22 protein-coding genes and 6 pseudogenes are annotated in these 23,604 nt (G+C 67.9%); 12 read left to right on the top strand and 16 right to left on the bottom strand.

Annotation, left to right across the window (positions count from 1 at the left end; all coding sequences use genetic code 11):
• The first annotated feature begins 454 nt into the window (after window positions 1-454).
• Window positions 455-877 carry a hypothetical protein gene (locus tag ACFWBY_RS10660; protein WP_385331905.1) on the top strand — a complete coding sequence of 141 codons (423 nt, stop codon included), beginning with the start codon at window positions 455-457 and terminating at the stop codon, window positions 875-877.
• 29 nt (window positions 878-906) lie between these two features.
• Here ACFWBY_RS10660 and ACFWBY_RS10655 read toward each other — a convergent pair.
• Window positions 907-1,280 (bottom strand): annotated as a pseudogene (locus tag ACFWBY_RS10655) (hypothetical protein).
• Between the two features lie 72 nt (window positions 1,281-1,352).
• On the opposite strand from ACFWBY_RS10655, the gene ACFWBY_RS10650 reads away from it, so the two are divergent.
• Window positions 1,353-2,149, top strand: a protein-coding gene (locus ACFWBY_RS10650) for an IS5 family transposase (protein WP_385332159.1) whose coding sequence is annotated in 2 segments (ribosomal slippage) — window positions 1,353-1,680 and window positions 1,680-2,149 — 798 coding nt in all. Because the reading frame shifts where the segments join, the coding sequence is not laid out codon by codon here.
• A 29-nt stretch (window positions 2,150-2,178) separates the two neighbouring features.
• Here the strand turns inward: ACFWBY_RS10650 and ACFWBY_RS10645 are convergent.
• Window positions 2,179-3,365 (bottom strand): annotated as a pseudogene (locus ACFWBY_RS10645) (IS110 family transposase).
• Window positions 3,366-3,710: 345 nt separating this feature from the next.
• On the opposite strand from ACFWBY_RS10645, the gene ACFWBY_RS10640 reads away from it, so the two are divergent.
• From ACFWBY_RS10640 to ACFWBY_RS10630, 3 genes are all read left to right on the top strand, one after another.
• On the top strand, window positions 3,711-4,166 hold the full coding sequence (locus ACFWBY_RS10640; protein ID WP_385331908.1) for a DUF3592 domain-containing protein: 456 nt from the start codon (window positions 3,711-3,713) through the stop codon (window positions 4,164-4,166).
• A gap of 659 nt (window positions 4,167-4,825) precedes the next feature.
• Entirely contained in the window at window positions 4,826-5,236 is a 411-nt protein-coding gene (locus tag ACFWBY_RS10635) for a hypothetical protein (protein WP_385331911.1), read from the top strand.
• A gap of 143 nt (window positions 5,237-5,379) precedes the next feature.
• A complete protein-coding gene (locus ACFWBY_RS10630; RefSeq protein WP_385331914.1) occupies window positions 5,380-5,928 on the top strand; it encodes a hypothetical protein in 549 nt (182 codons plus the stop codon).
• A gap of 34 nt (window positions 5,929-5,962) precedes the next feature.
• Here the strand turns inward: ACFWBY_RS10630 and ACFWBY_RS10625 are convergent.
• The 4 genes from ACFWBY_RS10625 to ACFWBY_RS10610 all read right to left on the bottom strand — a co-directional run bounded on the left by ACFWBY_RS10625 (window position 5,963) and on the right by ACFWBY_RS10610 (window position 10,588).
• A protein-coding gene (locus ACFWBY_RS10625) for an IS5 family transposase (protein ID WP_385409646.1) occupies window positions 5,963-6,780 on the bottom strand; the annotation gives its coding sequence in 2 pieces (ribosomal slippage) (window positions 5,963-6,435 and window positions 6,435-6,780; 819 coding nt in all).
• 215 nt (window positions 6,781-6,995) lie between these two features.
• Window positions 6,996-8,612: an IS630 family transposase gene (locus ACFWBY_RS10620; protein ID WP_385331917.1), complete on the bottom strand. Its 1,617-nt coding sequence runs from the start codon at window positions 8,610-8,612 to the stop codon at window positions 6,996-6,998.
• Window positions 8,613-8,842: 230 nt separating this feature from the next.
• A complete protein-coding gene (locus ACFWBY_RS10615) occupies window positions 8,843-9,724 on the bottom strand; it encodes a helix-turn-helix transcriptional regulator (protein WP_385331920.1) in 882 nt (293 codons plus the stop codon).
• A 69-nt stretch (window positions 9,725-9,793) separates the two neighbouring features.
• The gene (locus tag ACFWBY_RS10610) at window positions 9,794-10,588 is read right to left on the bottom strand and encodes an SDR family NAD(P)-dependent oxidoreductase (RefSeq protein WP_385331923.1); all 795 of its coding nucleotides are present in this window, start codon (window positions 10,586-10,588) and stop codon (window positions 9,794-9,796) included.
• 841 nt (window positions 10,589-11,429) lie between these two features.
• Here ACFWBY_RS10610 and ACFWBY_RS10605 point away from each other — a divergent pair.
• Together ACFWBY_RS10605 and ACFWBY_RS10600 are read left to right on the top strand one after the other, a co-directional pair.
• Entirely contained in the window at window positions 11,430-11,840 is a 411-nt protein-coding gene (locus ACFWBY_RS10605) for a hypothetical protein (RefSeq protein ID WP_385331926.1), read from the top strand.
• Window positions 11,841-12,196: 356 nt separating this feature from the next.
• Window positions 12,197-13,084, top strand: coding sequence for an SMI1/KNR4 family protein (locus tag ACFWBY_RS10600; RefSeq protein ID WP_385331929.1), 888 nt, complete (start codon window positions 12,197-12,199; stop codon window positions 13,082-13,084).
• Between the two features lie 1,088 nt (window positions 13,085-14,172).
• On the opposite strand, the gene ACFWBY_RS10595 is transcribed toward ACFWBY_RS10600, so the two are convergent.
• Window positions 14,173-14,322 carry a hypothetical protein gene (locus ACFWBY_RS10595; RefSeq protein ID WP_385331932.1) on the bottom strand — a complete coding sequence of 50 codons (150 nt, stop codon included), beginning with the start codon at window positions 14,320-14,322 and terminating at the stop codon, window positions 14,173-14,175.
• 2 nt (window positions 14,323-14,324) lie between these two features.
• Here ACFWBY_RS10595 and ACFWBY_RS10590 point away from each other — a divergent pair.
• A pseudogene (locus ACFWBY_RS10590) lies at window positions 14,325-14,504 on the top strand (IS630 family transposase); the annotation flags it as partial.
• Between the two features lie 1,077 nt (window positions 14,505-15,581).
• Here the strand turns inward: ACFWBY_RS10590 and ACFWBY_RS10585 are convergent.
• The 3 genes from ACFWBY_RS10585 to ACFWBY_RS10575 all read right to left on the bottom strand — a co-directional run bounded on the left by ACFWBY_RS10585 (window position 15,582) and on the right by ACFWBY_RS10575 (window position 16,928).
• A complete protein-coding gene (locus ACFWBY_RS10585) occupies window positions 15,582-16,097 on the bottom strand; it encodes a hypothetical protein (RefSeq protein ID WP_385331934.1) in 516 nt (171 codons plus the stop codon).
• A 253-nt stretch (window positions 16,098-16,350) separates the two neighbouring features.
• The gene (locus tag ACFWBY_RS10580) at window positions 16,351-16,602 is read right to left on the bottom strand and encodes a hypothetical protein (protein WP_385331937.1); all 252 of its coding nucleotides are present in this window, start codon (window positions 16,600-16,602) and stop codon (window positions 16,351-16,353) included.
• A gap of 197 nt (window positions 16,603-16,799) precedes the next feature.
• Window positions 16,800-16,928 carry a hypothetical protein gene (locus ACFWBY_RS10575; RefSeq protein ID WP_385331940.1) on the bottom strand — a complete coding sequence of 43 codons (129 nt, stop codon included), beginning with the start codon at window positions 16,926-16,928 and terminating at the stop codon, window positions 16,800-16,802.
• 5 nt (window positions 16,929-16,933) lie between these two features.
• Between ACFWBY_RS10575 and ACFWBY_RS10570 the strand changes: the two genes are divergently transcribed.
• A complete protein-coding gene (locus tag ACFWBY_RS10570; protein WP_385331943.1) occupies window positions 16,934-17,518 on the top strand; it encodes a DinB family protein in 585 nt (194 codons plus the stop codon).
• Window positions 17,519-17,563: 45 nt separating this feature from the next.
• Window positions 17,564-18,359, top strand: a pseudogene (locus ACFWBY_RS10565) (IS5 family transposase).
• A gap of 29 nt (window positions 18,360-18,388) precedes the next feature.
• Here ACFWBY_RS10565 and ACFWBY_RS10560 read toward each other — a convergent pair.
• On the bottom strand, window positions 18,389-18,532 hold the full coding sequence (locus ACFWBY_RS10560; protein ID WP_385331946.1) for an HNH endonuclease signature motif containing protein: 144 nt from the start codon (window positions 18,530-18,532) through the stop codon (window positions 18,389-18,391).
• A gap of 312 nt (window positions 18,533-18,844) precedes the next feature.
• Between ACFWBY_RS10560 and ACFWBY_RS10555 the strand changes: the two genes are divergently transcribed.
• Window positions 18,845-19,315, top strand: a complete 471-nt coding sequence (locus tag ACFWBY_RS10555; protein ID WP_385331949.1) for a hypothetical protein — start codon at window positions 18,845-18,847, stop codon at window positions 19,313-19,315.
• An 89-nt stretch (window positions 19,316-19,404) separates the two neighbouring features.
• Here the strand turns inward: ACFWBY_RS10555 and ACFWBY_RS10550 are convergent, their stop codons facing one another.
• The 4 genes and pseudogenes from ACFWBY_RS10550 to ACFWBY_RS10535 form a co-directional block, all read right to left on the bottom strand.
• On the bottom strand, window positions 19,405-19,827 hold the full coding sequence (locus ACFWBY_RS10550) for a hypothetical protein (RefSeq protein ID WP_385331952.1): 423 nt from the start codon (window positions 19,825-19,827) through the stop codon (window positions 19,405-19,407).
• Window positions 19,824-20,659, bottom strand: a pseudogene (locus ACFWBY_RS10545) (IS5 family transposase). The gene ACFWBY_RS10550 and the pseudogene ACFWBY_RS10545 overlap by 4 nt, the downstream one beginning before the upstream one ends.
• 81 nt (window positions 20,660-20,740) lie before the next feature.
• Window positions 20,741-20,944, bottom strand: a complete 204-nt coding sequence (locus tag ACFWBY_RS10540) for a hypothetical protein (RefSeq protein ID WP_385331955.1) — start codon at window positions 20,942-20,944, stop codon at window positions 20,741-20,743.
• A 26-nt stretch (window positions 20,945-20,970) separates the two neighbouring features.
• The gene (locus ACFWBY_RS10535) at window positions 20,971-21,579 is read right to left on the bottom strand and encodes a hypothetical protein (RefSeq protein WP_385331958.1); all 609 of its coding nucleotides are present in this window, start codon (window positions 21,577-21,579) and stop codon (window positions 20,971-20,973) included.
• 304 nt (window positions 21,580-21,883) lie between these two features.
• Between ACFWBY_RS10535 and ACFWBY_RS10530 the strand changes: the two genes are divergently transcribed.
• The gene (locus ACFWBY_RS10530) at window positions 21,884-22,774 is read left to right on the top strand and encodes an RICIN domain-containing protein (protein WP_385331961.1); all 891 of its coding nucleotides are present in this window, start codon (window positions 21,884-21,886) and stop codon (window positions 22,772-22,774) included.
• A gap of 4 nt (window positions 22,775-22,778) precedes the next feature.
• On the opposite strand, the pseudogene ACFWBY_RS10525 reads toward ACFWBY_RS10530, so the two are convergent.
• Window positions 22,779-23,594, bottom strand: a pseudogene (locus tag ACFWBY_RS10525) (glycoside hydrolase family 43 protein); the annotation flags it as partial.
• Window positions 23,595-23,604: the final 10 nt, after the last annotated feature.

The following is a 23,604-nucleotide window of genomic DNA, read 5'->3' as shown; positions in this document are numbered from 1 at the left end:
GATGAGACACCGAGCCCCCCAAATGTCTGTGAGCCCCGGAAGGGGGCTGAAAGCCCGCTCACACTACAGAACGCCCAGCCCGTGGATCACTCGGGTTTATCTGTTTGCTCATGCACTGATTGGGTCCTGTGGTCCGATTCCTCCGGCCTCGTCACGGCCGGCCGGTCTAGCGTCGGGAGAGGACGGTCGGTGTGAGCGGCTGAGACCCGAGGTGAGTGGAGGGGCGCGTGAAGGCGGGGGTGCGCAAGTGGGAAGCGTTACGGGAGTTCGCCCTGGGACTGCCGCAGGCGCGGGAGGAGTTCCCCATTACCTTGTTGGTGGCCCCGCAATGAGGCGCCCGGCCTCCGGAGTTGGCATGACTTTCCCCCCTGTCGACCGCATGTCTTGGGGGGTGCCCCTATCTCTTTGGTCAAGGTGGCCGGGTGCTGGTTGGGGCGTCTGGAACGATGTGTCTGTGCATGCTGATGATCAGGTTGGCGAGGGTGTCTCTGCGGACCTCGCGGCGTTTCTCCGGAACGCTGATGACGGCCGTCCGGTGAAGATCGTTCCCTCTGTCTGTGGCGGGTGCGACGGGCGCGTGTTCTTCGTGCTCGTTGACGATGTCGAGGGCGGAGCCGAGCGGGTGTGCGCTGGTTGCGGCATCCGCGCGTTCATCGCGGATAGCGAGGAGTTCTGGGAGGACGCGGATCCTGGCGAGGCCGGCTGCCCGTGCGGGAGCGAGGAGTTCGAGACCGCGGTCGCGTTCTCGCTCGCAGGCGACGAGTCGGCCCGCTGGGTGACTGTCGGGCTGCGGTGCCAGAAGGACGGCTCCGTTGGGGTCTATGCCGACTGGAAGATCGACTACGGCCCCACGGATCATCTCCTGACCATGGTCTAACTGATCGTTTCAGATTGAGGATGGGCCGGTCACTCGTCGTCAAGCCGCTGAAGTACCTGCGTGAAGTCACCAGCGTCGAGCAGGCCGGCGAGTACCTGGGTCATGTTGTCAATGCCGAGGTCCCGGACTATCAGGCCGTCAGAGCACCAGAAGTAGCGGCCGCCCAACCACTCGCCTGTCTGGGACCACCTCTTCATCAGACGCTCGACCTCAGCGAGAGTGAACACGGTTGCACTCCAGCGGGAGCCGTCTGTGGCCAGTCGTACCTCTACGTCGACGTTGCAGACGGCATCGAGATCTTCGCGGCGCTGGGCAAGAAGGATGCCTCGAACCGATCTGTGCGGACGCGGTACCAGGGTTCATCCCAACCCTGCTCAGTGGCATCGTTCCCTGCGTTGTTCACCCGGGGAGTATGTCGATCCACCTCGGCGTGCTCAAGCGCGTTCTCTGGCAAGCTTCGGCCTCGTGACCGTGAATTTTCGTCCCCGATGATCTCTGGGACCGGATAGCCCCGCTATTGCCGGTGCGCCCGCGGCGGTACCGCCATCCCGGACGGCTCCCGGTGCCGGACCGGGTCGCCCTGGCAGGCATCGTTTACGTCCTGCGAAAGGGCGTGGCCTGGCGCGATGTACCAAGCACAGTCGTGGGCTGCTCCGGGGTGACCGCTTGGCGCCGACTGCGGGACTGGGCCGAGGCCGGTGTCTGGCCCCGCCTTCACGCTGCACTGCTGACCGAAATGCGCCGCGCCGACCTGCTGGAACTGGACGACTGCGCCGTAGACGGATCGCACGTCCGGGCCCTCAAAGGGGGGCCCATGTCGGCCCCTCGCCGGTCGACCGCGCCCGTCCCGGCTCCAAGCACCATCTGATCGTCGACCGCCACGGAACCCCGCTCACTGTCACACTCACCGGCGGCAACCGCCACGACGTCACCCAGCTCTTGCCCTTGTTGGACGCAGTGCCGCCGATCCGAGGAGTACGAGGCCGTCCCCGTAGCAAGCCACGGCGCTTGTACGCGGACCGCGGCTACGACTTCGACAAGTACCGCCGCCTGCTGTGGAAACGCGGCATCAAACCGATGATCGCCCGCCGCGGAGTCGCGCACGGCTCCGGACTCGGCCAGGTGCGTTGGGTAGTCGAGCGCACCTTCGCCTGGCTGCACCAGTTCAAGCGCCTATGCATCCGCTACGAGCGCCGAGCCGACCTCCACCAGGGCCTGCTCGAGCTCGTCTGCAGCATCATCTGCCTCCGACGCCTCCGCAGATCATTCTGAAACGGTCAGTAAGTCTGCGGAGCGCGGCCCTAACGGGCGGTTTCGTAGAAGGTTCCGTCGCGGAGCATGACGAAGAGGACGTCGGCCCGTCGTCGGGCGAGGCAGAGCAGGGCCTGGGTGTGGTGCTTGCCTTGGGCGATCTTCTTGTCGTAGTAGGCCCGCGATGCCGGGTCGCCCAAGGCGGCGAACGCGGAGAGGGGGAAGGCCCGTTTGAGCTGCTGTTTCCTCTTCTGGAAGGTTGTTCGCCGCGGATCGAGGACCCTGAACTGCGGGTCGCGGGGGCGAATCCGGCGTAAGCGGCGAGGTGGCCCGCGGTCGGGAAGGTGCTGCCGTCGCCGACCTCGATGAGGATGCGGGCTCCGGTCCTGACGCCGATTCCCGGCATGGACGACAGGACCTTCGAAAGAGGGTGGGCCTCCAGGAGTTCCTCGATCCGTCCGGCCAGCTGTTTCCGCTGGTCAAGCACGGCGGTCAGGGACCCGGCCAGGCTCGGGACGATTAGCGCGGCCGCCTCGGTCCCCGGAACGGTGACGGTCTGCTCGTCCAGAGCGGTGAAGATTTCCTCGACCAGCCTCTCGGCCATCCTCGGTGCCTTCGGCCGTAACAGCGTGACCAGCCGCCGCCGTCCGGCTTTGCGGATCTGGGCCGGCGACCCGAACCGCTCCAGCAAGGCCAGGACAGCCGGGTGTTGCAACCGCGGCCCCAGTACCCGCTCCAGCGAAGGGTGGATTTGGGTCAGCAGGCCGTGGAGCCGGTTCGCGACCCTGGTGACCTCGCCGGCCAGGTCGTCGTCGAAGCCGACGATCATCTCCAGCTCGGCGATGGTCTCGTCCTCGCCGTCGATCGCCCGCAGCGTGTGGGGCATCGCGCGGGCCGCGTCCGCGATGATGAACTCGTCCTTTGCGTCGGTCTTCGCTTCACCTGGGTAGAGGTCGGCGATCCGCCGCATCGTCAGCCCCGGCAGGTAGGCCACGGGGCAGCCCATGTCTCGGGCCACGGCCAGCGGCAGGGCGCCGATCGAGGCCGGCTGGTCGACCACGACCAGCACGGTTCCGTGCTTGGCCTTAAGTTTGGCGAAGAGCTCGCGGAGCTTGGGTTCGGTGTTGGGCAGTCGCTTGTCGAAGGCCTTCTTGCCGGCCGGAGTGACGGCGGTGGCGTGGTGTTCGCCCTTGCCGACGTCCAGGCCGAGGAAGACGTCGATGTCGCCGGTGTCGATCACGTGCAAGCCCCTCCGCTCACGCTTTCGTCCGGCCTTGCCTCGGCGCCGAGCTGCCACATCCACGTTACGGAGAGCTCTTCCGGCCTGGGTGAAGCCGGTGCTCAAGCCCCTCATCAGTGGTCCGTCGATGCCTCCGGGCCCGGTGACACCACCCCCCGGATCATCAACAACAAGGGGGGGAAGTCATGCCCGGACCCGAAGGCCGGTAGCCCCATTGCGGAGCCATGAAAAAGGTAACGGGGGGCTGCGCTGAGGGCCGTCCCGGCCACACGCCTGCCGCAAGGGGATCGCCGCACTGGCATGCTGTCAGGACTTCTTCGGCTCCAGAATCGAGACGACCCTGTGTCTGCTTCCCAGATCCTCTTGCTCTTCGCATCGGTCTTCACCGCCGCGGGGTCGGTCATCGGCGTCGTCGCCTCCCTCAAGATCCGACGCGTCCGGTTCCTGCTGAGGGAGGGCAGTACTGCGCGGGGCGTGGTGACCCGTCATGAGGAGACCCGGATCGCGCCGGCCTCTGATGCCGGCAGCACCAGCCGGAGCGTCGGAACCACCGTGTACTACCCGGTCATCACTTGGAGCACGGGCGACGGCCGCGCAATGGAAACCAGGACGAACATCGCTCGACCCAAGGACAGGACCCTTCCCGTCGGTGCCCGCGTCGAGGTCCGATACGACCAGGCAGACCCGTCACGCTGGACCCTCCCGGCCGAGGGCACCGCCTTCTGGTGGCTGTTCAGCGCACTGGGCGCGTTGTTCGTCGCGATGGGGCTGGGGTTCGTCCTAGGGAGCCTGTCGTAAGGGGCCTTGACGTGCGAAACGTTCGCGAACCACCCGGGTCCGTACACCTGGAGTCATGAAGAAGCAGCTCTACGGCTCAAGACCAGCTAACAGAGCCCTACTAGACGGGTGCACGGCGTGCTTCCGCCATGTACCCAGGTGTGAATGGGCGCAGTGATGGAGCTGGTTGGGCGTCAGCCGGGGCGGGATGGCTATCCCTGTTCACGCTGCGTAGCGGTGGTGATCATGGCTGTCATGGGGTGACCAGGCTGCTGCCGTCAGGCGCCGATTGCGAGGATGGCTGGCTGTCATGGGCGTGCCTGTTCACAGAAAGGCATCCGCATGCTTCTGAGCTGCTGCTGATGGGCGACCTGCGAGTTGCATCAGGGGGCGACAGCCTTTTGCCCGGGCCGGGGAAGGCATTGCTGCTGGCAGTGAGGCTGGGTTGCGTAGCCGGGTGTCGCTTCGCTGGTGAAGGATGCTGTCGTTTCGCGGTGAGAGTCTGGTGTCGCCCGTGTAGGCGTGCGGGTGAGCGGTTGGGTCAGGCACTGGCCTGGTTCTGAGCTGCCGAACGTTCCTGACGTTTCCCCGGCGCGCCGGGGGTTGCCCTATCCGGGCCGGGGGGCATGCTCAGGGAGTCTGGAGCGAGTCGGGCTGGCATCGCGGTGCGAGGGGGCGGGATGCGGACCGAGGAGATCTGCCAGGTTCTGGAGCGCCTGAACGGGGTCGACGTGACGGTCGCGGGAGACGGCCACGTGATCGTGCGTGTTCCGGCGATCCGTGACGGTGTGTGTCTGGAAGCCTCGATGGTGGAGAGGTGTGAGCCGTTCTTCGCGCCATACGGCGACCCGGAAGTCGAGTTTGTGATGACGGGTGAGGACGGGCGATTGCCGCTGATTATCGCCCCCACTGATGTTGTTTTCCGCCCGGCGAGTGCAGAGCAGCTTCTGGATTCTGCGATTCCGTACCGGGTACGCAACGCCCCGGATTTGGTGGCCTACTCCGAGATGGAACGCGGCGCGGAGAATCTCGCCTACCTGTGCGAGAACAACGCCATCAAGAAGCTGGACCGGCTGGCTGGGGGGGCTTGATGGTGCGTTGCTTCATTGCCGGGGCCATCCGCTTTGGCCTGCGGCCCACGCGGACTATTGCGTGGTGGCACGCCGCATGGACAGCTGGCGGCGGCGACCTCCCGCTGCCGCCGTTCCGCCCAGACCCCCACTGGGACGAGCTGATGCGGGATGCCAAGCGGACAAGCCTTCTGGCAGCCCGAGCACCCGAAGACGACCAGGACGACGCCGCGTCGGTATCCGGGCTTACTCTTCAGGACTTCCGTCGGACCGGGCCGGCGCTCACCTTCGGCCAGCTTGATGAGGTGTTTCTGACGGCGTGGAAGGCCCATATGCGCGCTACACCAGCGAGGTTGGCAGCGACTTTGCTGGACGGAGTGGATGGGGCTCGGGCCACGGTGACGCTCTACCCTGATGGCGGTGGCAGCATCGACGTGCGTGTGGAGCCCAGAGGAGTCCTCCAAGCCCTGCTGCAGTTGCGCCTCCCGTCTGGTGGCGAGGAGTTGGTGGTCGACGAGATCCGCATTGCGGAATCGGCCAGGCACTCGGTCCTGTTCCAAAGGCTGATGTTCCGCGCGGATGAGGTGGCGCGGCTTCTCGGTGTCCGCTCAGTCACGCTGACGGCCACAGATGTCGGTCGCTATGCCCTGCTGACCCTGGGCAGGCGTCCCAGCGATCGCTACCGCGGCAGCGAAGGAGCGTCCGGCGAATAGGCGCGCTGTCTTCCGTGCGCCGGTCATAGCGGTCCTAACAAAGGCGTTGGACGTGTCGGTGGGTGATGAGACAGGTGGCGAGTCCGAGGAAGGCTTCGTGGATGTCGTCGCGTCGTTCCCATCGGATCCGTAGCCGGCGGAAGCCGTGGAGCCAGGCGATGGTCCGTTCCACGACCCACCGGTGGACTCCGAGTCCGGATCCGTGTGGGACGCCGCGGCGGGCGATCACGGGTTTGATGCCTAGGGCCCAGACCAGGCGGCGGCATTTGTCGTGGTCGTAGCCGCGGTCGCCGAGCAGGCTGTCGGGTCGGTTGCGGGGCCGTCCGACCAGTCCGGCGACCGATGGGATCTTCTTCAGCAGGGGTATCAGCTGGGTGACGTCGTTGCGGTTGCCGCCGGTCAGCGAGACGGCGAGTGGGATGCCCTGGCCGTCGACGATGAGGTGGTGCTTGCTGCCCGGACGTGCTCGGTCGACCGGGCTGGGCCCGCTTTTGGGCCCCGCCGAGCGGCCCGGACGTGGGAGGAGTCGATCACCGCCCGCGACCAGTCCAGCTTCTTCGCGACCCGCAGCTTCTTCAACAGCACCAAGTGCAGTTGGTCCCAGACTCCGGCAGCGTTCCACGCGGCCAGACGCCGCCAGCAGGTCATCCCGGAGCCGAAGCCCAGTTCCTGCGGCAGGTACTCCCACTGGATCCCGGTATGCAGCACGAACAGGATCCCGCAGAGTGCCTGCCGGTCCGGCACCCGAGGGCGTCCCTCCACCTGCTTCGGCGACGGCTCAGGCAACAACGGCTCGATACCCGACCACAGTTCATCCGACACGATCCACGGCCGCGACTGACGTTTCCCCACGGCCAGACAACGACCATCCGAACCGAAAGGCACATGATCAACAGCTTCTGTTAGGACCCCTTAGCGGCTCAGCGCGGTTCCTTTGGCAGCAACTTCCGCCGCAGTCCGGCCATCGCTTCTGGTCCGAGGTAGTCCTCCATCCCGGTCTGCAGTCGTGCGCACATGTCGGTGGCGCGAGCCAGGTCTGCGCGGGCCGCGGCGATCTCCTCCCGTAGTCAACTTTCCGTGCGAGCCCGCGCTGCCGGGGGCTCTGCACCAGCTAGCGATCGGATGTCACGAATCTCATGCCGGCGCACGTCATGGAGGCGATCGGCTAGGGCAGAGACGAACTCCAGCGACCGTTCTCCGCCAGCGTCCCGGCCGATCTCCATCAGGCCGCGGATGCTGTCGGAGGGGAGGAAGAACAGAATCGTCGTTGAATACCGGCTCTGTGAGACCTGCTGGCGCCTCCGGGTCACCAGCCCGGACTTGGCGTCCAACAGCAGTGCCAGTTCAGGGTGGAGGCTGACGTCGATGGTCGCCAGCAGTGGCCGGGAGGCTGCCTGAATCTCCTCCAGCTCCATCAAGCCCTGCGTCTGGCCGTCCAGGAGTCGGACGACCTCCTCCGCCTTCTCGATGTAGCCCGTAGGACCCCCAGCTACCTCGGCGTCCGACAGGAGACCCTCGACGAGCCTCAAGAGGCGCTCGCCCCTGAGCGCGAGGTCCTGAAGTGCCATCACCATGCGAAGCAGGTTGGCGGCGACGTCTACGTCCCGGGCCGTGCCCCGTCCGTTAAGGAACCGCGTGGCGTAGGTAGATTCGAATGCTCGGATCCGGTCCCGGACTTGAGTCAGGTCCGCAAAGGCGTTGGGCGAGACGACCTTGCGCTGGACGATGGAGAAGAAGATCTCGATCTGGTTCGTCCAGGAGGCGTGCACGGGGGTATGGACCATGAGTGCGTTCGGGAACGCTGTGGTCAGACGGTCGATGGCCTTTCTCCCCCGGTGGGAGGAGCCGTTGTCGACGACCCAGAAGACGCGTCTGGCGCTCGCGTAGGGCTCGGTGGTCATGACCTGGGTGACCAGGTTCATGAAGGGCACGATGCCGGTCTTCGGCTCGCAGCGGCCGAAGACCTTCGCGCGGTGGACGTCGTAGGCGGCCAGGTAGGCCAGCGCACCTCCGCGGCCGTACTCGTGATTGACGCGCATCGCGCGGGCCCGGCCCGGGGCCAGCGTCGGGTGGCAGCGGCAGCGGGCCTGGACGGAGGTTTTTTCGTCGCTGGATACGACGTACTCATCCGGGCCCAGCGGGACGCCCTCGAACGTGCGGGCATACAAGTCCAGGACACGCTGGGCCTTGGCGCGGAAGTCCGGGTCGCGGATGAAGATCCAGGACCGGTACTGCCAAGGCTTGAGCGCATCCTCGCGCAGCCAGCGCCGCACGGTAGACGCGGAGACGGTCTCGGTGATCCCGCGAGCGGTCAGCTCGGCGGCCAGCTCCTGGCACGACCAGCGCGACAGCGGTACGCCGGTCTCGGCGGGTAGCTGACAGGCCAGCGCCTTGGCTTCGGCGACCTGCACGGGAGTGAAGCGGGCGGGGCGCCCTGAGCGCTTGCGGTCGGCCAGGGCCGGTAGTCCGCCGTGGGTGAACCGGCCGCGCCAAGCGCGAACCGTGTCCAGGTGCAGGCCCGTGTCGTGGGCGATGCGTGCGTTGGAGCGCCCCCGTGCCGCGTGCAGGACGATCTGCGCGCGGACCCGCAGCCGGTACTCGGTCTTGTGGCCGTAGGCCATCTTCTTCAACCACTTGCGCTCGGTGGCGGTCGGGACTATCGGGCAGGCCGGGGCAACGGGCATGGGGGGCGGGCCGATCGGGAGAGGTGGATCACGCCACCCCGTCATCTGCTGCACCCGCCTCGGCGAGCAGGGTTCGCCACGCAACACGGATCGGTGCGCGGATATCCGTCGGGACCGGGCCTGCCGGTCTGCGGTGCTCTGCTCGTCGATGTGCTGGTCGGGGCATTGACCGATGGCGCGTCTGACGCCGCTTCAGGTCGCCGGCAGTGAGGCCCGGACTGCCCGGAAGGTCAGCGCGCGCGGTCGTCGTCCGGCATGGGGGAGGGAGTCTCAGTGGCCCAGGCCAGCAGCATCCGCAGGGCGTCGTGCGATGGGCTGCCCGGCTCGGCGGCATATGTGATCAAAGCCTGATCGGGGTCGTCCGTTGCGCGCAGGGTCTCGTAGGCCAGTTCCAGATCGCCGACCACCGGATGGTGGAATCGCTTGGTTCCCGAGGTCTTGTCCTGCACCGGGTGTTCGGCCCACCAGCGACGGAAGTCCTCGCTCTTCATCGACAGTTCGCCGATCAGGCTCGCCAACCGGGGGTCCTCGGGGTGCCGTCCCGCGTCCATGTGGAGGTAGGCCACGTTCTCGCGGGCGCAGGAGGTCCAGTCGGCATACAGTTCCCGGGACGTCTCGTCGAGGAAGGTGATCCGGGCGATGTTGCGCTCGGCCCGGTGCAGGGGCGCGTAGTCGCCGAAGAGGGCGGCCGCTGCTGTGTTCCAGGCCAGTATGTCCATGCGTCGGCCCATCACCATCGCCGGTATGTCCACCAGGTCGTCCAGCAATCGCTGGAGCATGGGGCGCACGCGTTGCGGCTGGGCTTGGCGCCGGGGAACGTGCCGGGCGGAGGGCTGCGGTCGGGCGAGGCGGTGCAGGTGCCGTGTGGCATCCCCGTCCAGCCGCAGTGCGCGGGCTAGGGCGTCGAGTACCGCGCCCGAGGGGTTGGGCACGCGGCCCTGTTCCATCCGTGTGTAGTAGTCGACGCTCACTCCGGCGAGCTGCGCGATCTCCTCGCGGCGCAGGCCCGCGACCCGGCGCCGGCCTCCGAAGTCCGGCAGGGCAACGTCTTCAGGGTGCAGGAGGGCGCGGCGGGTCCGGAGGAATTCGCCCAGGTTGATAGCTGTGCTCATACGACGATTGTGGCCGGTCGTGATGGGTGGCTGCCTGGCCCTGCCGGGGCCAGGCAGCCACGCCCGCCGTCAGGAGGCGGGGATGGCGGTCACCAGGCCCCCGTCGACGGCGATGTCCTGGGCGGTGATGTACGAGGACCGCGGGGAGAGGAGGAAGGCCACGGTCTCGGCGATGTCCTGGGCCTGGCCGAGCCGCCCCAGCGGCACCTGGGCGCGGATGGCATCGTGCGAGGCAGGGTCCGGGTTGGCGGCATCGAACATCTCGGTGACGATGTAGCCCGGGCTGATCGAGTTGACCCGGATGCCGCGCCCGGCGAGATCACTGCCCAGCGTGCGGGCCAGATTGTGGACGGCGGCCTTGGTGGCCGCGTACACCGGTGCGACGGCCAGGCCCCGGTGCAGTGTCCACGAGGCGTTGATCACGATGGAACCGCCACCCGCCGCGTCGAGCAGCGGCAGAACCTTCTGGACCGTGAAGAACACCCCCTTGAAGTTGACGTCGACGCTGAGATCGAAGTCCTGCTCAGTGACCTCGCCACTGCGCTGGAAAACTCCGACCCCGGCATTGGCGAACACTCCGTCCAGACGTCCGTGGCGTTCACGGATCAGGGCAGCCAAGCGGCCGAGATCGGTGAGGCTGGCGGAGTCGGCTCGGACCGTGAGCAGCCGGGCACCCTGGTCGGACGCCTTGTCCAGTTGTTCGGCTGCGCGGTCGAGGCGGGCATCGTCGCGGCCGGTGATGACGATATGGGCGCCGGCTTCCAGGAGCAGACGCGCGGTGGCCAGGCCCATTCCGCTGGTTCCGCCGGTGATCAGGACGACACGGTCGTGGAAGCCGGTCACATCGCTGTTGCTGTCGGTCATGGCCACAGCTTCGCCACAAGCTTTCGGGCCAACCAGGCCCAGATCAACCTGGGTCTCCCAGGCCCCCCTTCTGCAGGCGGCCGAGACAGCCTCCACCCCACCGCCTTGGACGTCCAACGATGCGCACACACCGCCCGGCCCCGGAATCAACCCCCGAAGGACTTCCGGAGCCGACCACTTGGCAAGCGCCTGCTCAGCTTGCTTCCGGGTCCGCTGCGGACCGGAAAGGGAACCTCTGATCTGCATCAAATGGCCCCAGAGCTGGAGGGTCGCTCCGCATCGTTGGGAAGCATGATGCTCCAGCAGCAAGTCCGCAGGCGGGTCCGCGCCTACTGGCCGGCCGTCTTGGTCCCTCTCGGGTTAGCGATCTCGGCCTACGGCAACCGTGCCCATCCCGCGTCTTGGGCTGCGGTGCCGGCCTTGGGTGGCTTCGTCATCACGTTCTGCGGGTTCCCGGCGGTGAATCGATTCGTTGACGCCGACCCGCTTCGCGGAGGCCTCCTCAGGGTCGTCATGGTGCTTTGGGTCTTGGCCCTGCTGACGAGTCGCCCGGTGTACACGGTGGTCAAGGCCTTCCAGGGAACCGGGCAGCCACGTGACTACTCCGGTGCCGTCGCCTCGTTGGTCGTGATTTTTTTTGCTCCTTCCGCTCGCCGTGCGTTGGGCGGAACCGAAAGACTTCCCTATCCGGAGGCTCGCTGGCCGGATCAGGCGGACCGCCATCTTGCGAACTATCGCGAATGGCGCTGGCCTGTGCGCAGCTGCATCGTTCTTTGCCGCACGACTCCTAGGCTCCGCGAATCCGCCATTGATCTCGGCCGTTTTGACCCTTCTGGTCGCCATGGCCGTGGTCACGCACAAGACCTTCGGGCGGACACGGAAGCTGTGCACGCAGACCCACGTCGCCACGCAGACGCTTCTCCGCGATCTCGCCCGACTTGACGAGAAGCGCAGAGAAGTGACGGGGCGCTCAGCCAAGCCGTGGCTCCCGCTGAGGCGCGCAACCTCGTCGATCACTGATGAGCAGAAGACGGCACGCGATAGCTGGGACGCTCTCAAACTCAACCTCCGCACGACCATCGATACGGGGTATCGACTGTTCGGAACGCCGCTCCTTGCAGACAGCGCCGTCGATGAGCTGGAGAAGAAGGTGCTCGGTGACATCGAAGGTGCAGGCGTCACCCAGATGGCGCGTGATGATCTGGAGGCCGTGATGCAGGCGTGCGCCGTACGGATCGATGTTCTGGCCTGACACGGCGAGCCAGCGGGCGGGGAGAGTAGACGCCCTTCTTGTTGCGTAGTTGGCCCGCAGCCGCTCCAGCCGCTCCAGCCGCTCCTGCTCCGTCGACTTCACCCCGTCCGCCACCGCACAACCTCCCGCGCACCCAACCTGCCCGGAGCCGGAAAGCCCAGCCAGCTGATGCTAGAGCCCCTGACCGACCTTTCGCCACAGAAAGGATCAAGAAGACAAAAGCGGATCTAAAAGGCCATTTTTTTGTCGCTCATTCCTTCCGCAATGACGCTTGGCCACCTCCGCTGACCTGGAGCGCTTCCCTCCAGCCTGAAATCTCGTCGATCTCATAGCGGGGTGACGCCTACGCTGCCTCCATGGCCAATTCGAAGACCAGCGCGACCGATTGCGACAGGCTGGTCCAGCTGGTGGCGCCGCCGGCCGCCCCGGTGGACGCCCACGGGGATTGGGCCCTCGTGGAGACCGTGATCGGTACCCGGCTGCCCGACGACTACAAGCGACTCGTCGAAACCTACGGCTGGGGAGAGTTCTGCGACTTCCTCTACCTTCGGACGCCGTTCGGTACGAGCAAGCACAACGGCATCGAGTGGCAGAGCGCCCACTCCACGGAGTCTCCCGAACAGGACCGCGAGCGCTATCCGTATCCGCTGCACCCGGCTCCAGGCGCGCTGCTGATCTGGGGCACCACGATGGATGCTGACCGCATGTGCTGGCTCACCGACGGGGCTCCCGAGAAATGGCCCGTCGTGGTGTGGAGCAGTGAGGGCTGGTACGAGACGCACGCCGTGGGCGCGGCGGAGTTCATCGAGAGCTGGGCCTGCGGACACGCCGGCTCTGGAGTGCTCTCAGACATGGAGCCGGACCTGGCGCCATGGTTCAACGCCTTCCGTCCCCGTACCCACCGCTGCCTGCGCCTGTCCGAAGGCCCCTTCTCCCACCCCGAGCGCCTGGAGCTCCTGCGCAAGGCACTGGCTCCCACCACCGACCGGGGCTCGTGGCGCCCCATAGACGACGAAATGGGACAGGATCACTTCGCGACCGTCGACGCCGACTGGTTGCTCACCTACGACGCCTCCCGCCCCCACCAAATCCGGATCGACTTCCCACCCGAAGACAGCGGACAGGTCCAGCAGCGCCTCTTCGCCGCTGTCCACCGAATGGGGTGCGAGGTTCTTCGGATCACGACTGCGTCCGGAACACCGCTCCCGGCCCGGGACACGGCCACGGACGAAGACGAGGGGTAGCAAGAGAGCCAGCCTGGACGCGGGCCGCCTGTCTGGCGTAGCCATCACGGAAGCGCGGTCAGAACCAACTGCGGTGCTCAGTCACAGTCTGGTGGCACAGCGACGCGACGGCGGGGCTGGTGACGCCGTGGGCCGCGCGGCACAGCTCCCGCATGTCTCCGGCGCCCGTTCCGGGTGCGGGCCGGGCGGGCCGGTGCGGCGCCGGGGCCTTCGGCCGCGGCTTCGCCCTGGTCTTCGGGTTCGCTGCGGGAGCCTTGGCCCGATTGGGGGCGGTGGCCCGGCGGGGCGGTGTCGGTGCTGGCCGGGCCGTCCGGCGGGGCTGGGGCGGGGTGGCTCGGGTCTCGCGGGTGCTGCTGCGGTCCTTGGCGGCGGGGCTGCCGGGGCCGGGCGCATGCTCCTGCTGGGGTGCGGGGCCGGCGGGGGCGGGGGGCGCGGGTTCGGGGAGGGGGGAGAGCGGCAGCGCTGTCCCGGGCTGTACGGCGCGAGGGTCGGCCGGGTGCTTGTAGTCGGCCGGTGCCGTGGCACGGACGCCGACTGGGGCGGGCGCGGGGTTGATGGTGACGCATCTGGGGGCTGCGAGTAGGGCGGCGAGGAGCAGGGGAAGGGACCAGCGGTGCATGGCTGTCACCGTGCCGCATACAGGCCGTTCAGCGCTGCGGCGGCTGGCTGACCGGCGCATCCTGCCGTTGGCCGGGCATGAAGATCCTCGCAGCGCAGTCAGCGGCCCGCGGTGCCCGCCATACCTGCGGTGCCCGCCGTACCGGCCACGGCCCTGGCCGCCGCTCCCGTGCCGGGGGGTGTGGCGGGGGCCGGCGGGCCGGTGTGGGTGGTGGCGGCCGTCCCCACGCCCCCGGACAGCGACACCGGACACGGCGGTTTCAGCCCGATGTCTGCTCGTCCGGGAGGCATGCGCCGACGATCCAGGTGCCCAGCCTTCTGTGACTTAGCGCTGTACTTGGCCCGTCTGGCCAAGTAGGTGCTCAGGAACTGGGCAGGGGTAGAGGAAGCAGGTCTCTGCGCCGTCGGGGGAGGGGGCGGAATGGTGCGCGGGGGCGGACGACGGAGCGGAGCGCGGAGGCCTTCGCCGCCTACCTCGCCGACTGGCAGCCGCTCGACCTGTCCGCCGCCGTGAAGGGCAGCACCGTCCCCGTGCTGGTCCTCGTCAGCGAGTACGACCTCGCGCTCACCGCCGACTTCATGCGGGCCACCTGGCAGGTCTCGTACCCGAACTGCCGCATCCGCTCACTGCCATCACCCGAACCACACCGTCCAGACCCGGGCCCTGCACGCCTACCTCCGCTGGCGCAACGCCAACGCCCGCCACCGCGACGTCCTGGCCGCCGAACGCAAGGAACGCGCCCGCATCCGCAGCGAGAGAGGCATCCGCTGGGGCGGACGCCCCGCCGCCACTGCGGCCTGAACAACCCGGCGAACCTATGCGGTCACAGCACTAGCTAATTAGGGGTGTTCGGGGTGTTCGGGGTGTTGCCGCCACCTGGGGTCAGGGGAGTACTCGGGGTGCTGGGGGTGTTCGGAGTGTTCGGAGTGTTCGGAGTGTTCGGCGTGCTGGGGGTGGGGGGAGTATTCGAGTAGACGGGGTTCCCGCGAGAATCTACCTCGGTAACGCTGTTGGTTGTGCAATTGCTCGGGAAACTGAATAGCTCACCGGTTGCCGGATCCCTCATCCCATAGCATTGAATGCCCTCGCCTGCGAGTGATTGCGCCCCAGCCTTCGGCGTCTGAGTAGCTGCTTCAGCGCTCGCCGCGCCTACCGCTCCGGTAAGTATCGCGGCAACGCAAGAAATGGTGGCGATACGAGGTATGCGCTTCAGGATGTATTTCGCCATGATGATGTTCCTCTCCAGTGAATGGTCGCGTTTTCCAGAACGCGGCAAGCCGTTCCTTAAGGCCATGCTGTCTCCTGTGAGGAATCAGCCAAAGCGACGGAAATTCGGGGCTTGACAAGCTCGATGCGTGAGGGTGTAACCAGTGCTTGGGCGTGAGCTGCCATGGCGCGAGAGATCGGGGGCCCGTACGCGGACCGCGGGCCGAGCCGTCGGGCCGCGCCGTGTTGTGCGCGGTGGGAGCGCCTTGATGAGGTCGTCGCTGCAGTCCTCGGCGGGCCCAGAGCGCGAGGTTCCTGCCGCGACGCGGCGCACGTGCTACGTCTCGTGTGCGAGCCAAATCCCGCGAACACGACGTCGCCACCGAGACCAGCATCGACCAGATCGCCCGCTACCTCACCATCTGATTCAGACAGCCCTGCGCCGCGGCGAAGTCGGAGCCGAGCCCCGCACCGAGACCGCGCAGCTCCTGCGCAACGCACACGCCGCATGGCTCGAGCTCGCCAAGGAAGACCCCGAAGGCGCGGTGGAGCTGAGCGGCGCCATGGCCGAGATGCTCGGGAAGTTCGGGTGGGAGTCCCGAGCGCAAGACGTCATGCGACGGGCCGAAAGGGCCCTGGGCGCCGGCAGAGGTACATCCGCAGTTCGACCGGTCAGCGGTGGTCGCGTGGCTGCTTGCCCACGACAAGATCGGCGTGCCCATTGGCATGACGTCGGCCTCGCTGGTCGTGGTCGGCCTCGGCTTCCTCGGCCAGGACCAGATGCGGGCCATCGAGCCGGAACCCAGACGTACGGCGCCCAGCTGACGGGGACCAGTTGTCCGGCTGGTCCACGGACGCCGACGCCGATGCGCTGGCCGAGATGGCGTCCGGGGCGATGCCGGCCTTGGTTCTGGGCTTGGTCCTGGTGGTGGGGTGCGCGGCGGGTTTGCGCGGGGTGGCCCTGCGCGGCGGGGTGGGCTTCTGGTGGGCCCGGTAGGGAGCGCCCGCGCTCTGCCGGTCCGCCGCGGCGGCGGGGGCAACTTGGGCGGGGCTGGGCGCACGCTGTGCGGGGTCGGTGTGGGGCTCGGCTGTGGGGTGGGTGCCGGGCAGGGGGGAGAGGGGCAGCGCTGCCGGGTCGGCGGCGCGCTGGTCGGGCCGGGCGGGGCCCGGGTGCTTGTGGTCGGCCACCGCCGCGGGGGAGGCCTTCGCGGCCGGGCCGGGGGCGGGGTGGACGATGACGCAATTGGGGGGCCGCGAGCAGCGCGACGAGGAGCAAGGACAGGGACCAGCGGCGCATGTGATCACGCTCCCGCACCCCCACCCGCCCACGCCCCACCGGCTCCGCTGCGCCCCTCGGATGGGTGAGCAGCGTAGGAGTATGCGGGTGGCTGTAGGCGGGGTGCGACGGGCACGGGCTAACGGACAACACCGCCGTGGGGTTTCACCGCTGTTGGGATAGCGGCGTACGGCGAAGAACCGTCCGCCACCGCGTCTGGCCGAGCCGGTGCCTGCCGCCAGCGACGGTCATGAGCTGGTCGATGGCTGCGAGTGCCATCGGGTGGTCGGCATTCGGGTGCTGCGTCGTGCGCATCTTCCCGAGCAGCCCATCGTCCTCGTCATTTGCTCTGCTGGCCCGGTCCTGGTGACTGTCCATGATGAATTCCAGCGCGGCTTCGGCTCGGTCATTGCTCATGTCCAGGACAACCGCCCGCCTGGGTGTTGCCGCGGCCTGGGCTGCCTCGTGTGCCCCATCGCCCTTCGCGAGTGCCTCGCGGGCCCGCAGCCGAATTTACCGTGTTCGTACAGCACTACCAGTCCCTGGAGTAGATCGCTGATACGCCGGGCAGCTTGGACGCTCCTCTGAGTCGCCCAGGAGACTAAGAGGTTGTCTCACGTGGCAAGTTTCGCGAGCTTCTTGTAGCAGGTCAGGGCGGCGGCCATGGCCAGGCCTCGGCTCTGCCAGTCGTTGCGGACCACGTACGGGATCTTGAGACCACGAGCAGTCCATGGCAGGCTCATGCCGCATGATCGATGAATTCGCGAAAGACAACCTGTACGGGAGACTGCGGCGGGACCGCAAGTCGCTGCTCTGGAAACTCGACGGCTTGTCCGAATACGACGCCCGCCGACCTTTGACAGCGACCGGGACCAACCTCCTCGGCCTGGTCAAACACGTGGCCAGCGTCGAGGCCAGGTACTTCGGCGAGGTCTTCGACCGCCCTTCCCCGGAACCGCTGCCCCGGTGGCAGGACTCCAACGGCAGCGATCTGTGGGCGACCGAGCACGAGACCCGCGATCAGATCATCGGGTTCTACCGGCGCACGTGGGAACACTCGGACGCGACGATCAACGAGCTTCCCCTCGACGCCCCCGGCCACGTGCCGTGGTGGCCGGAGCCTTATGCCGACACGAACCTGTTCGCCGTCATGGTCCATGTCCTCGGCGAGTCCATCCGGCATGCCGGGCACGCCGATATCCTGCGCGAGGGCCTCGACGGCCGGGCCGGGTTGCGCGCCGAACACGAGAAGCAGATCGACGAGGAAGCCCGTGCAGCCTACTGCGCGAAGATCGAGCAGGCCGCCAGGTCAGCCGCACCAATCAAAGCTTAGAGGTTGTCTCACGTGACGTGATGTTCGTGCGGCATGCTGCCGGTCGTGGGTGCTGATCTATCGGAGCGTCTGGTTCCTGATGAACTCTGGCAGCTGGCCGCCCCGTTGCTGCCGTCGTTCGCTGCTCGTCCGCAAGGTGGTGGGACCGCTCCGTGTGACGAGCGGGCCGTGTTCACGGCAGTGGTGTACGTGCTGACCAGCGGCTGTGCCTGGTGGTATCTGCCGCCGACGTTCGGCACGTCGCCCGCCACCGCGCATCGCCGCTTCACGGTATGGACCGAGGCCGGCCTGTGGCGTCGGCTGCACCGGGCAGTGCTGGACGAACTCGGGGCCCGGGGCGAGGTGGACTGGACCTCGGCGATCGTCGACGCGGCCTCCGTTCGCGCCAAAAGGGGGGATCGCTGACCGGGCCGACCCCGGTCGATCGCGGCAAGAAGGGCAGCAAGCTGCACGTGCTGTCCGATGCCCAGGGCATCCCGCTCGCCGTCGCCGTGTCCGGCGCGAACATGCACGACAGCCTCGCCCTCAAGCCGCTCATCCGCGGCATACCCGCCGTCCGGTCCCGCCGGGGACCACGGCGGCGCCGACCCGTCAAACTCCGCGCGGACAAGGGTACTTCTCCGCCGAACACCTGGCCTGGCTGCGCGAGCGCGGGCTCGTCGCGCGCATCGCGCGACCCGGCATCGAGTCCGGCGAACGCCTCGGTCGGCACCGCTGGAAGATCGAACGGTCGATCGCCTGGCTCTTCGGCTACCGCCCGCCTCACCGTCCGATACGAACGAAAGGGCTGCACTTCCTCGCCTTCCTCGGCCTGGCCGCCGCCCTGACCTGCTACAAGTAGCTCGCGAAACTTGCCACGTGAGACAACCTCTAAGGCGGCGTCGACCTCGCCCCGAAGTCCTCGCGGGTCTTGAGCCGATGACACGGACGGCAGAGCGGTTGGACGTTCCCGTCCGTGTCCGTCCTGCCCAACGCGAGCGGCCGAGAGCGAGTTGGTCGGCGCAATGCCCTCACCTTCCAGGTGGGGGCTTTTTTGCTGCGGGCCAGGTCAGGCAGCCAGCATCACATGCAGGTTGCTACGGCTTGCGAACGGCGGCCAGATTGGCGCTGACGGTGACTCTCGCGCCACTCTGTCGGTTCTCAGAGGGCGGTTCGTAACTCTTTGAGTAATTATGTGGCCGCGTCGGCCCGCGTCGAGGACGGAGTATTGTTCGAGACCGTCGTGGTCGAGAACTCCCCGGATTGGCAGACGACATGGTGAGGGTCGAAGAGCTGGAGGCCGCGCTGCCTTCGATGACACGGTGGCGTGTGCCAGGCGGACAGTGCGTGGACTGGACCGTCCTCGAGGTGGGCCTCGGGACGGCGCTGCCCTCGGACTTCCGCTCTCTGGCGGAGGCGTACCCGATACTTGTCATCGATGATTTCCTCATGGTGTCCCTTCCGGCGCCCGGCGCCGAGGCGCCATGGGCGTCCGCGTCCAGGGACGACGAGATCCTTCAGGATCTGTACGGGATCGGCGACACCGAGGACTACGTTCCCTTCCCGCAGCCGGGAGGCCTGATCTCCTGGGCGTCGTCCAATTCGGGGGACATTTTCTACTGGAGGACGAGCCCTGCGGATCCGGACGCATGGCCGGTGGTCGTCCGCACGGACAACGCCGACTGGATCGAGTTCCCAGTCGGTGCCGTCGAGTTCCTGGCCGGCGTGTACGGGCGCACCATCGACGTGCCCGGCATGCCCAGGAACTTCCCCAGCGACAACCCGACGGTGCTGGGCCTGAGCGACCGCATCGACTGATCGGCAACTCAGAGGGCTCTATGTGAAGTTGATGCCCGTGTTGCCCTTTCGCTTGAGGCGAGCGGCCTGGCCGCGGGTTCGCTGGGCGGCTATGGCCGCGGCTGGGTGAACAAGCCCTGTTCGGTCTCGACCAGAATTCCGCGTTCGACCAGCCGCTTGAGCTTCAGGCGGACGTTGTTGATGTTGTTGGGCGCGATCTCCATGTCCATCGCCTCGCACACCGCTCGCGCCCGCAGCGCGGCGTCGGTTGTGGCGAACACTGCCGTGATCTGTTGGTAAGCCGGACGGTCCGGCCGCTTCGCGGTCGGCGGCGCGGGCGGCCGCGGATCGGGCAGCTCGAGCAGCGTCTTGCGGGTGATCCGGATCTCCTCGGTCACCCTGCCGAGCCCGTCCAGCAGCGCGGTCAGCTCGGCGATCTGCTCCCGGGCCGTCTCGGCCTGCGCGGCGATTTCCCGCTCCCGCTCCTCCAGGCGCGCCAGCACCACCCCCAAGGTCAGCTCTCCGCCGGTCATGCGCCGCGCCAGGTGGGGGCGGAGGTCCCGGTCAGCATCCTCGACATGCGGTCGCTTATGGCCCAGTACACCCTCGACTCGGCCGAGGTGGGCCGATGCTCGTAGTCACGTACCAGCCTGCGGTGCAGCATCAAGATCCCATTCGCCTGCTCCACCACCCATCTCTTGGGCTGCGGGACGAACCCGGTGTCGCCGGGATTGCGCTTCACGACTTCGACCTCGATGCCCAGCTTCGCCCCGTGGTCGGCGACGGTGTTCTTAAACCCCTGGTCCCCAGGGCCTTCTTCACGGTGCCCGGCTCCGTGCTGGCCACTACTCTGTCGAGCAGCGCGATGCCGGCGGCGTTGTCGTGGACGGAGGCGGCCAGTACCACCACCGCGATCAACAGGCCCAGCACGTCGACGGCCAGTCCGCGCTTGCGGCCGGGCACCTTCTTGTTCGCGTCCCGTCCGGTGGTTTCAGCCGGGACTCCGGCGGCGGCGTGCAGGCTCTGGGTGTCGAGCACCACCAAACCGGGGTCGGCTAATCGGCCCTTCTTCTCCCGGACCTGCCAGCGTAGAAGGTCGTGGATGGTCTGGTCGGTGCCGTCGTCGCGCCACTTGTAGAAGTAGTACTTCACGGCGCCGGCGGGAGGCAGGTCGTGGGGGAAGTAGTCCCACTGGCATCCGGTACGGGACTGGTACAGCAGGGCGTTGACGATCTCCCGCATGTCGTAGTTGCCCTGGTGGCCGCTGACGGAGCGGTGTCGGGCCTTCCAGGCGCTGACTACGGGCTCGATCAAGGCCCGGCGCTCGTCGGATAAGTCGCTCTTGTAGGACTGGCGGCCGCTCACGGGAGACACTCCAGCACGGCCGAGTTCGCTGGTCAGCGTGATGCTGCAGTCCCACAGGTTCCAGCGACGACAGATACGACATCAGGTCGCATACCGCCCACCGCTGTCGTCCAGGCAGTCCGCGGTCGCGGCGTTGCGGACGGTCTGGACGGTGTCGAGCGCGCCTGCGAGCGCTGTGGCGTTGGTGGCGGTGGCGGGTGCTGAGACAGCCAGGGTCAGGGCGCTGGCGAGCAGGGCGCCTGCCGCGAATGTTCGGGTCCGGTACGCGGTGCTGATGGTGGTCATGTCGCTTCCTCGGTCGTCGGTGCGGGTCAGCCCGTGATGTTGACGGGGCGGTAGGCGTGGTAGCCGTCGCGGCCGTTCACGCCGTAGGAGTGCTGCTTCCAGCGCGTGCCGGCGCCGCCGCCCGCCTGCTCGTAGGACTTGTAGACGGTGTGCGCGCCGTTGGCCCAGCCGTCGAAGATGACGACGTGCCGGTTGTTCGCGCTGCTGCTGTTGGCCTTGATGACCAGGTCGCCGGGGGCCAGGTCCTTCATGGCGATCCGGCGGGTGAAGCCGTCGTTCTTCAGGGACACCGTGTTGGGGCCGGGCTTGGACAGGCCCAGGGCCATCGAGACGTATCCGGAGCAGTCCTGCCGGTATCCGTCCTTCCACTGCTTGGTCTGGCTGTAGGGCACGGGGCGGCCGTTGTTGGCGGTCAGCCAGGTCTTGGCCCGTGCCAGGACCTGCGCCCGGCTGATCCGCGGTGCCGCCTGGAAGGCGGGGGCAGTGGCATGTCCGGGCGCGGAGGCCGCGGTGACGGCCGCCCGGTCCGGGAGCTGCGCCGCGGGAGCCGACGGCGACGCCAGTACGAAGGAGCCCACGCACACGGCCGCGGTCAACACCGCGGCGCTCCAGCGACGGGTGGTGTTCTTGGACATCTTGGATCTCCGACTTCTCGTAGGGGGAATCACGCCGGTCCGCGCTTTGGGGCTGGGGATTCACAGGAATCACGCGTCCCCGCCGGGCGACACGTCAGGGTGCGGCGAAGGCACCCTCAGGTGACCGAGGGCTGCGGAACCGGATGCCGAGGAGTCTGCGGGGGTGGGTCGCGGCATCGCAAGGATGTCCCGGTTGCTTCACGGATGTCGGGATCCCTAAGGTTCTGACCTGCTGGGACACGACCATCCCGGGACGAGCGCGGCCCGCCGGGAGCACCCGGGGCGCGGGCCGGAAGGGGCGAACATGACGGGCGTCGGCGGGCAGCAGTCCACCCCGGGGCAACAATTGGGCAGCGCGCTGAAGAACCTTCAGCAAGGGTCGGGCAAGACCCTGCGCGACCTGGAGTCCGAGGTGATGATCAGCGACTCGTCCCTGTCCCGCTACTTGCGCGGCACGACGGTTCCTCCGTGGGCCACGGTGCGCGATCTGTGCCTGGCGCTGAAGGGGAACCCCGCGGACTACAAGCAGCTGTGGGAAGCGGCCGATCGATGCCAGGTCAAAGCGCCGCCCGCGAGCGCGGCCCCCGGGGGAGGCTCCCGGGGGCGCCGCCTGCGGGGTGTGTTCGTCAGCCGGACAGGGAGCCGCTGGCGGTGGGCCGCGGCCGGGGCCTTCGCGGGCCTGCTGCTCGGCGCGGTCCTCACCTGGGTCGCCGTATCGAAGGACCCCGCGGCCAGATGGAACGCGGCGGCGGGGCCGGCGGGGGCGGCGACGGCGCCGGACGTCGACAAGAAGGACGGGGCCAAGCAGGACGAGGGCACCCCACAAGGCCTGGACGACCAGATCCGGATTTTCGTCAACCGCGCCACGGGCAATTCCCTGGACCACAGCCTCGACAAGGGGCTGCGCTCGTTCGCGCCGAATGGCATGAGCTACCAGCGGTGGACTGTTCACACAGATCTGGACGGCACCAGCGAACTCAAGAACCACGCCACCGGTGCGTGCCTGGACAGCGCAGACACCGGTGCCCGCGCGCTGGCCTGCGGCGAGTCACCGTCCCAGAAGTGGTCGGTCACCCATTGGTCCGATGCCTCGGTCCAGGTCAGGAACCAGAGCACGGGACAGTGCCTGGCGGACGGCGTCGCCGGGCTGCACGCCGGGGCCTGCGACCGCTCGGATGCTCAGCGCTGGGGCTGATCCCTCACCCCGTCACCACGGAGCCCCGGACCACGGGGCGGCCACCCGCGAAGTCCAGGCGGGCGGCGTACAGGACGCGCCGTCGTGTACCGTCCGGACTCCAGCCGTGGAAGAGGATCCGGTCCCGCCCGTCGGGACCGGTCACCACGTCCTGGCCGCCCGGGCCGAGTACGGTGCCGCCGAAGGACTCCGTGGTCATCAGCGGGGCGTCCGCCTTCGTGTACGGGCCGGTCAGCCGGCTCGCCACCGCGTAGCCGGTCTTGTAGGCGGGCCCTTCGTAGGAGTCCGCCGAGTACAAGAGCACGAACCGGCCGCCCCGCTTGACGAGGGTGGGCGCCTCGACGAGCGCGCCCTCCCACGCGCGGTCCTGCCGGAGCAGCCGGACGGGCTCGCCCGTGGTGCGCGTGCCGTCGGGGGACACCGGCTGGAGGTGGATCCAGGTGTCCATCCCGCAGCAATTGCCGTCGTTCTTCCACAGCAGGTAGCGCTGACCGTTCTCCGTGTGGCTCGACGGGTCGATGGCGCCGCCCAGGCCGGCTGGGCAGACCAGTGGGCCGTCCCCAACCGGCGTGAACGGGCCGTTGGGGGAGGCGGAGAGCGCTGCCCCGATGCACTGACGGCGGCTCGCCCGGTCGCGGGCGGTGTAGTACAGCGTGAAGCCGTGGCCGTTGTCGAAGACCTCGGGCGCCCACACCAGCGAGCGGTTCGGTTCCGCCCAGTTACCCGGTTCGGGCAGTGGATCGGCGGCCATCGTCCAGTGGACCAGGTCCCGCGAGGTGGCGTGCTGCAGGTACTTGCCGTCGCCGTTTGTCGCGTAGGCGTGGTAGGTA

Origin of the sequence: Streptomyces sp. NPDC060049 (assembly GCF_042736715.1) — a bacterium.
Taxonomy (GTDB): Bacteria; Actinomycetota; Actinomycetes; order Streptomycetales; family Streptomycetaceae; genus Streptomyces.
The sequence above is the reverse complement of the archived record's forward strand: the minus strand, read 5'-3'. Positions and strand labels throughout refer to the sequence as shown.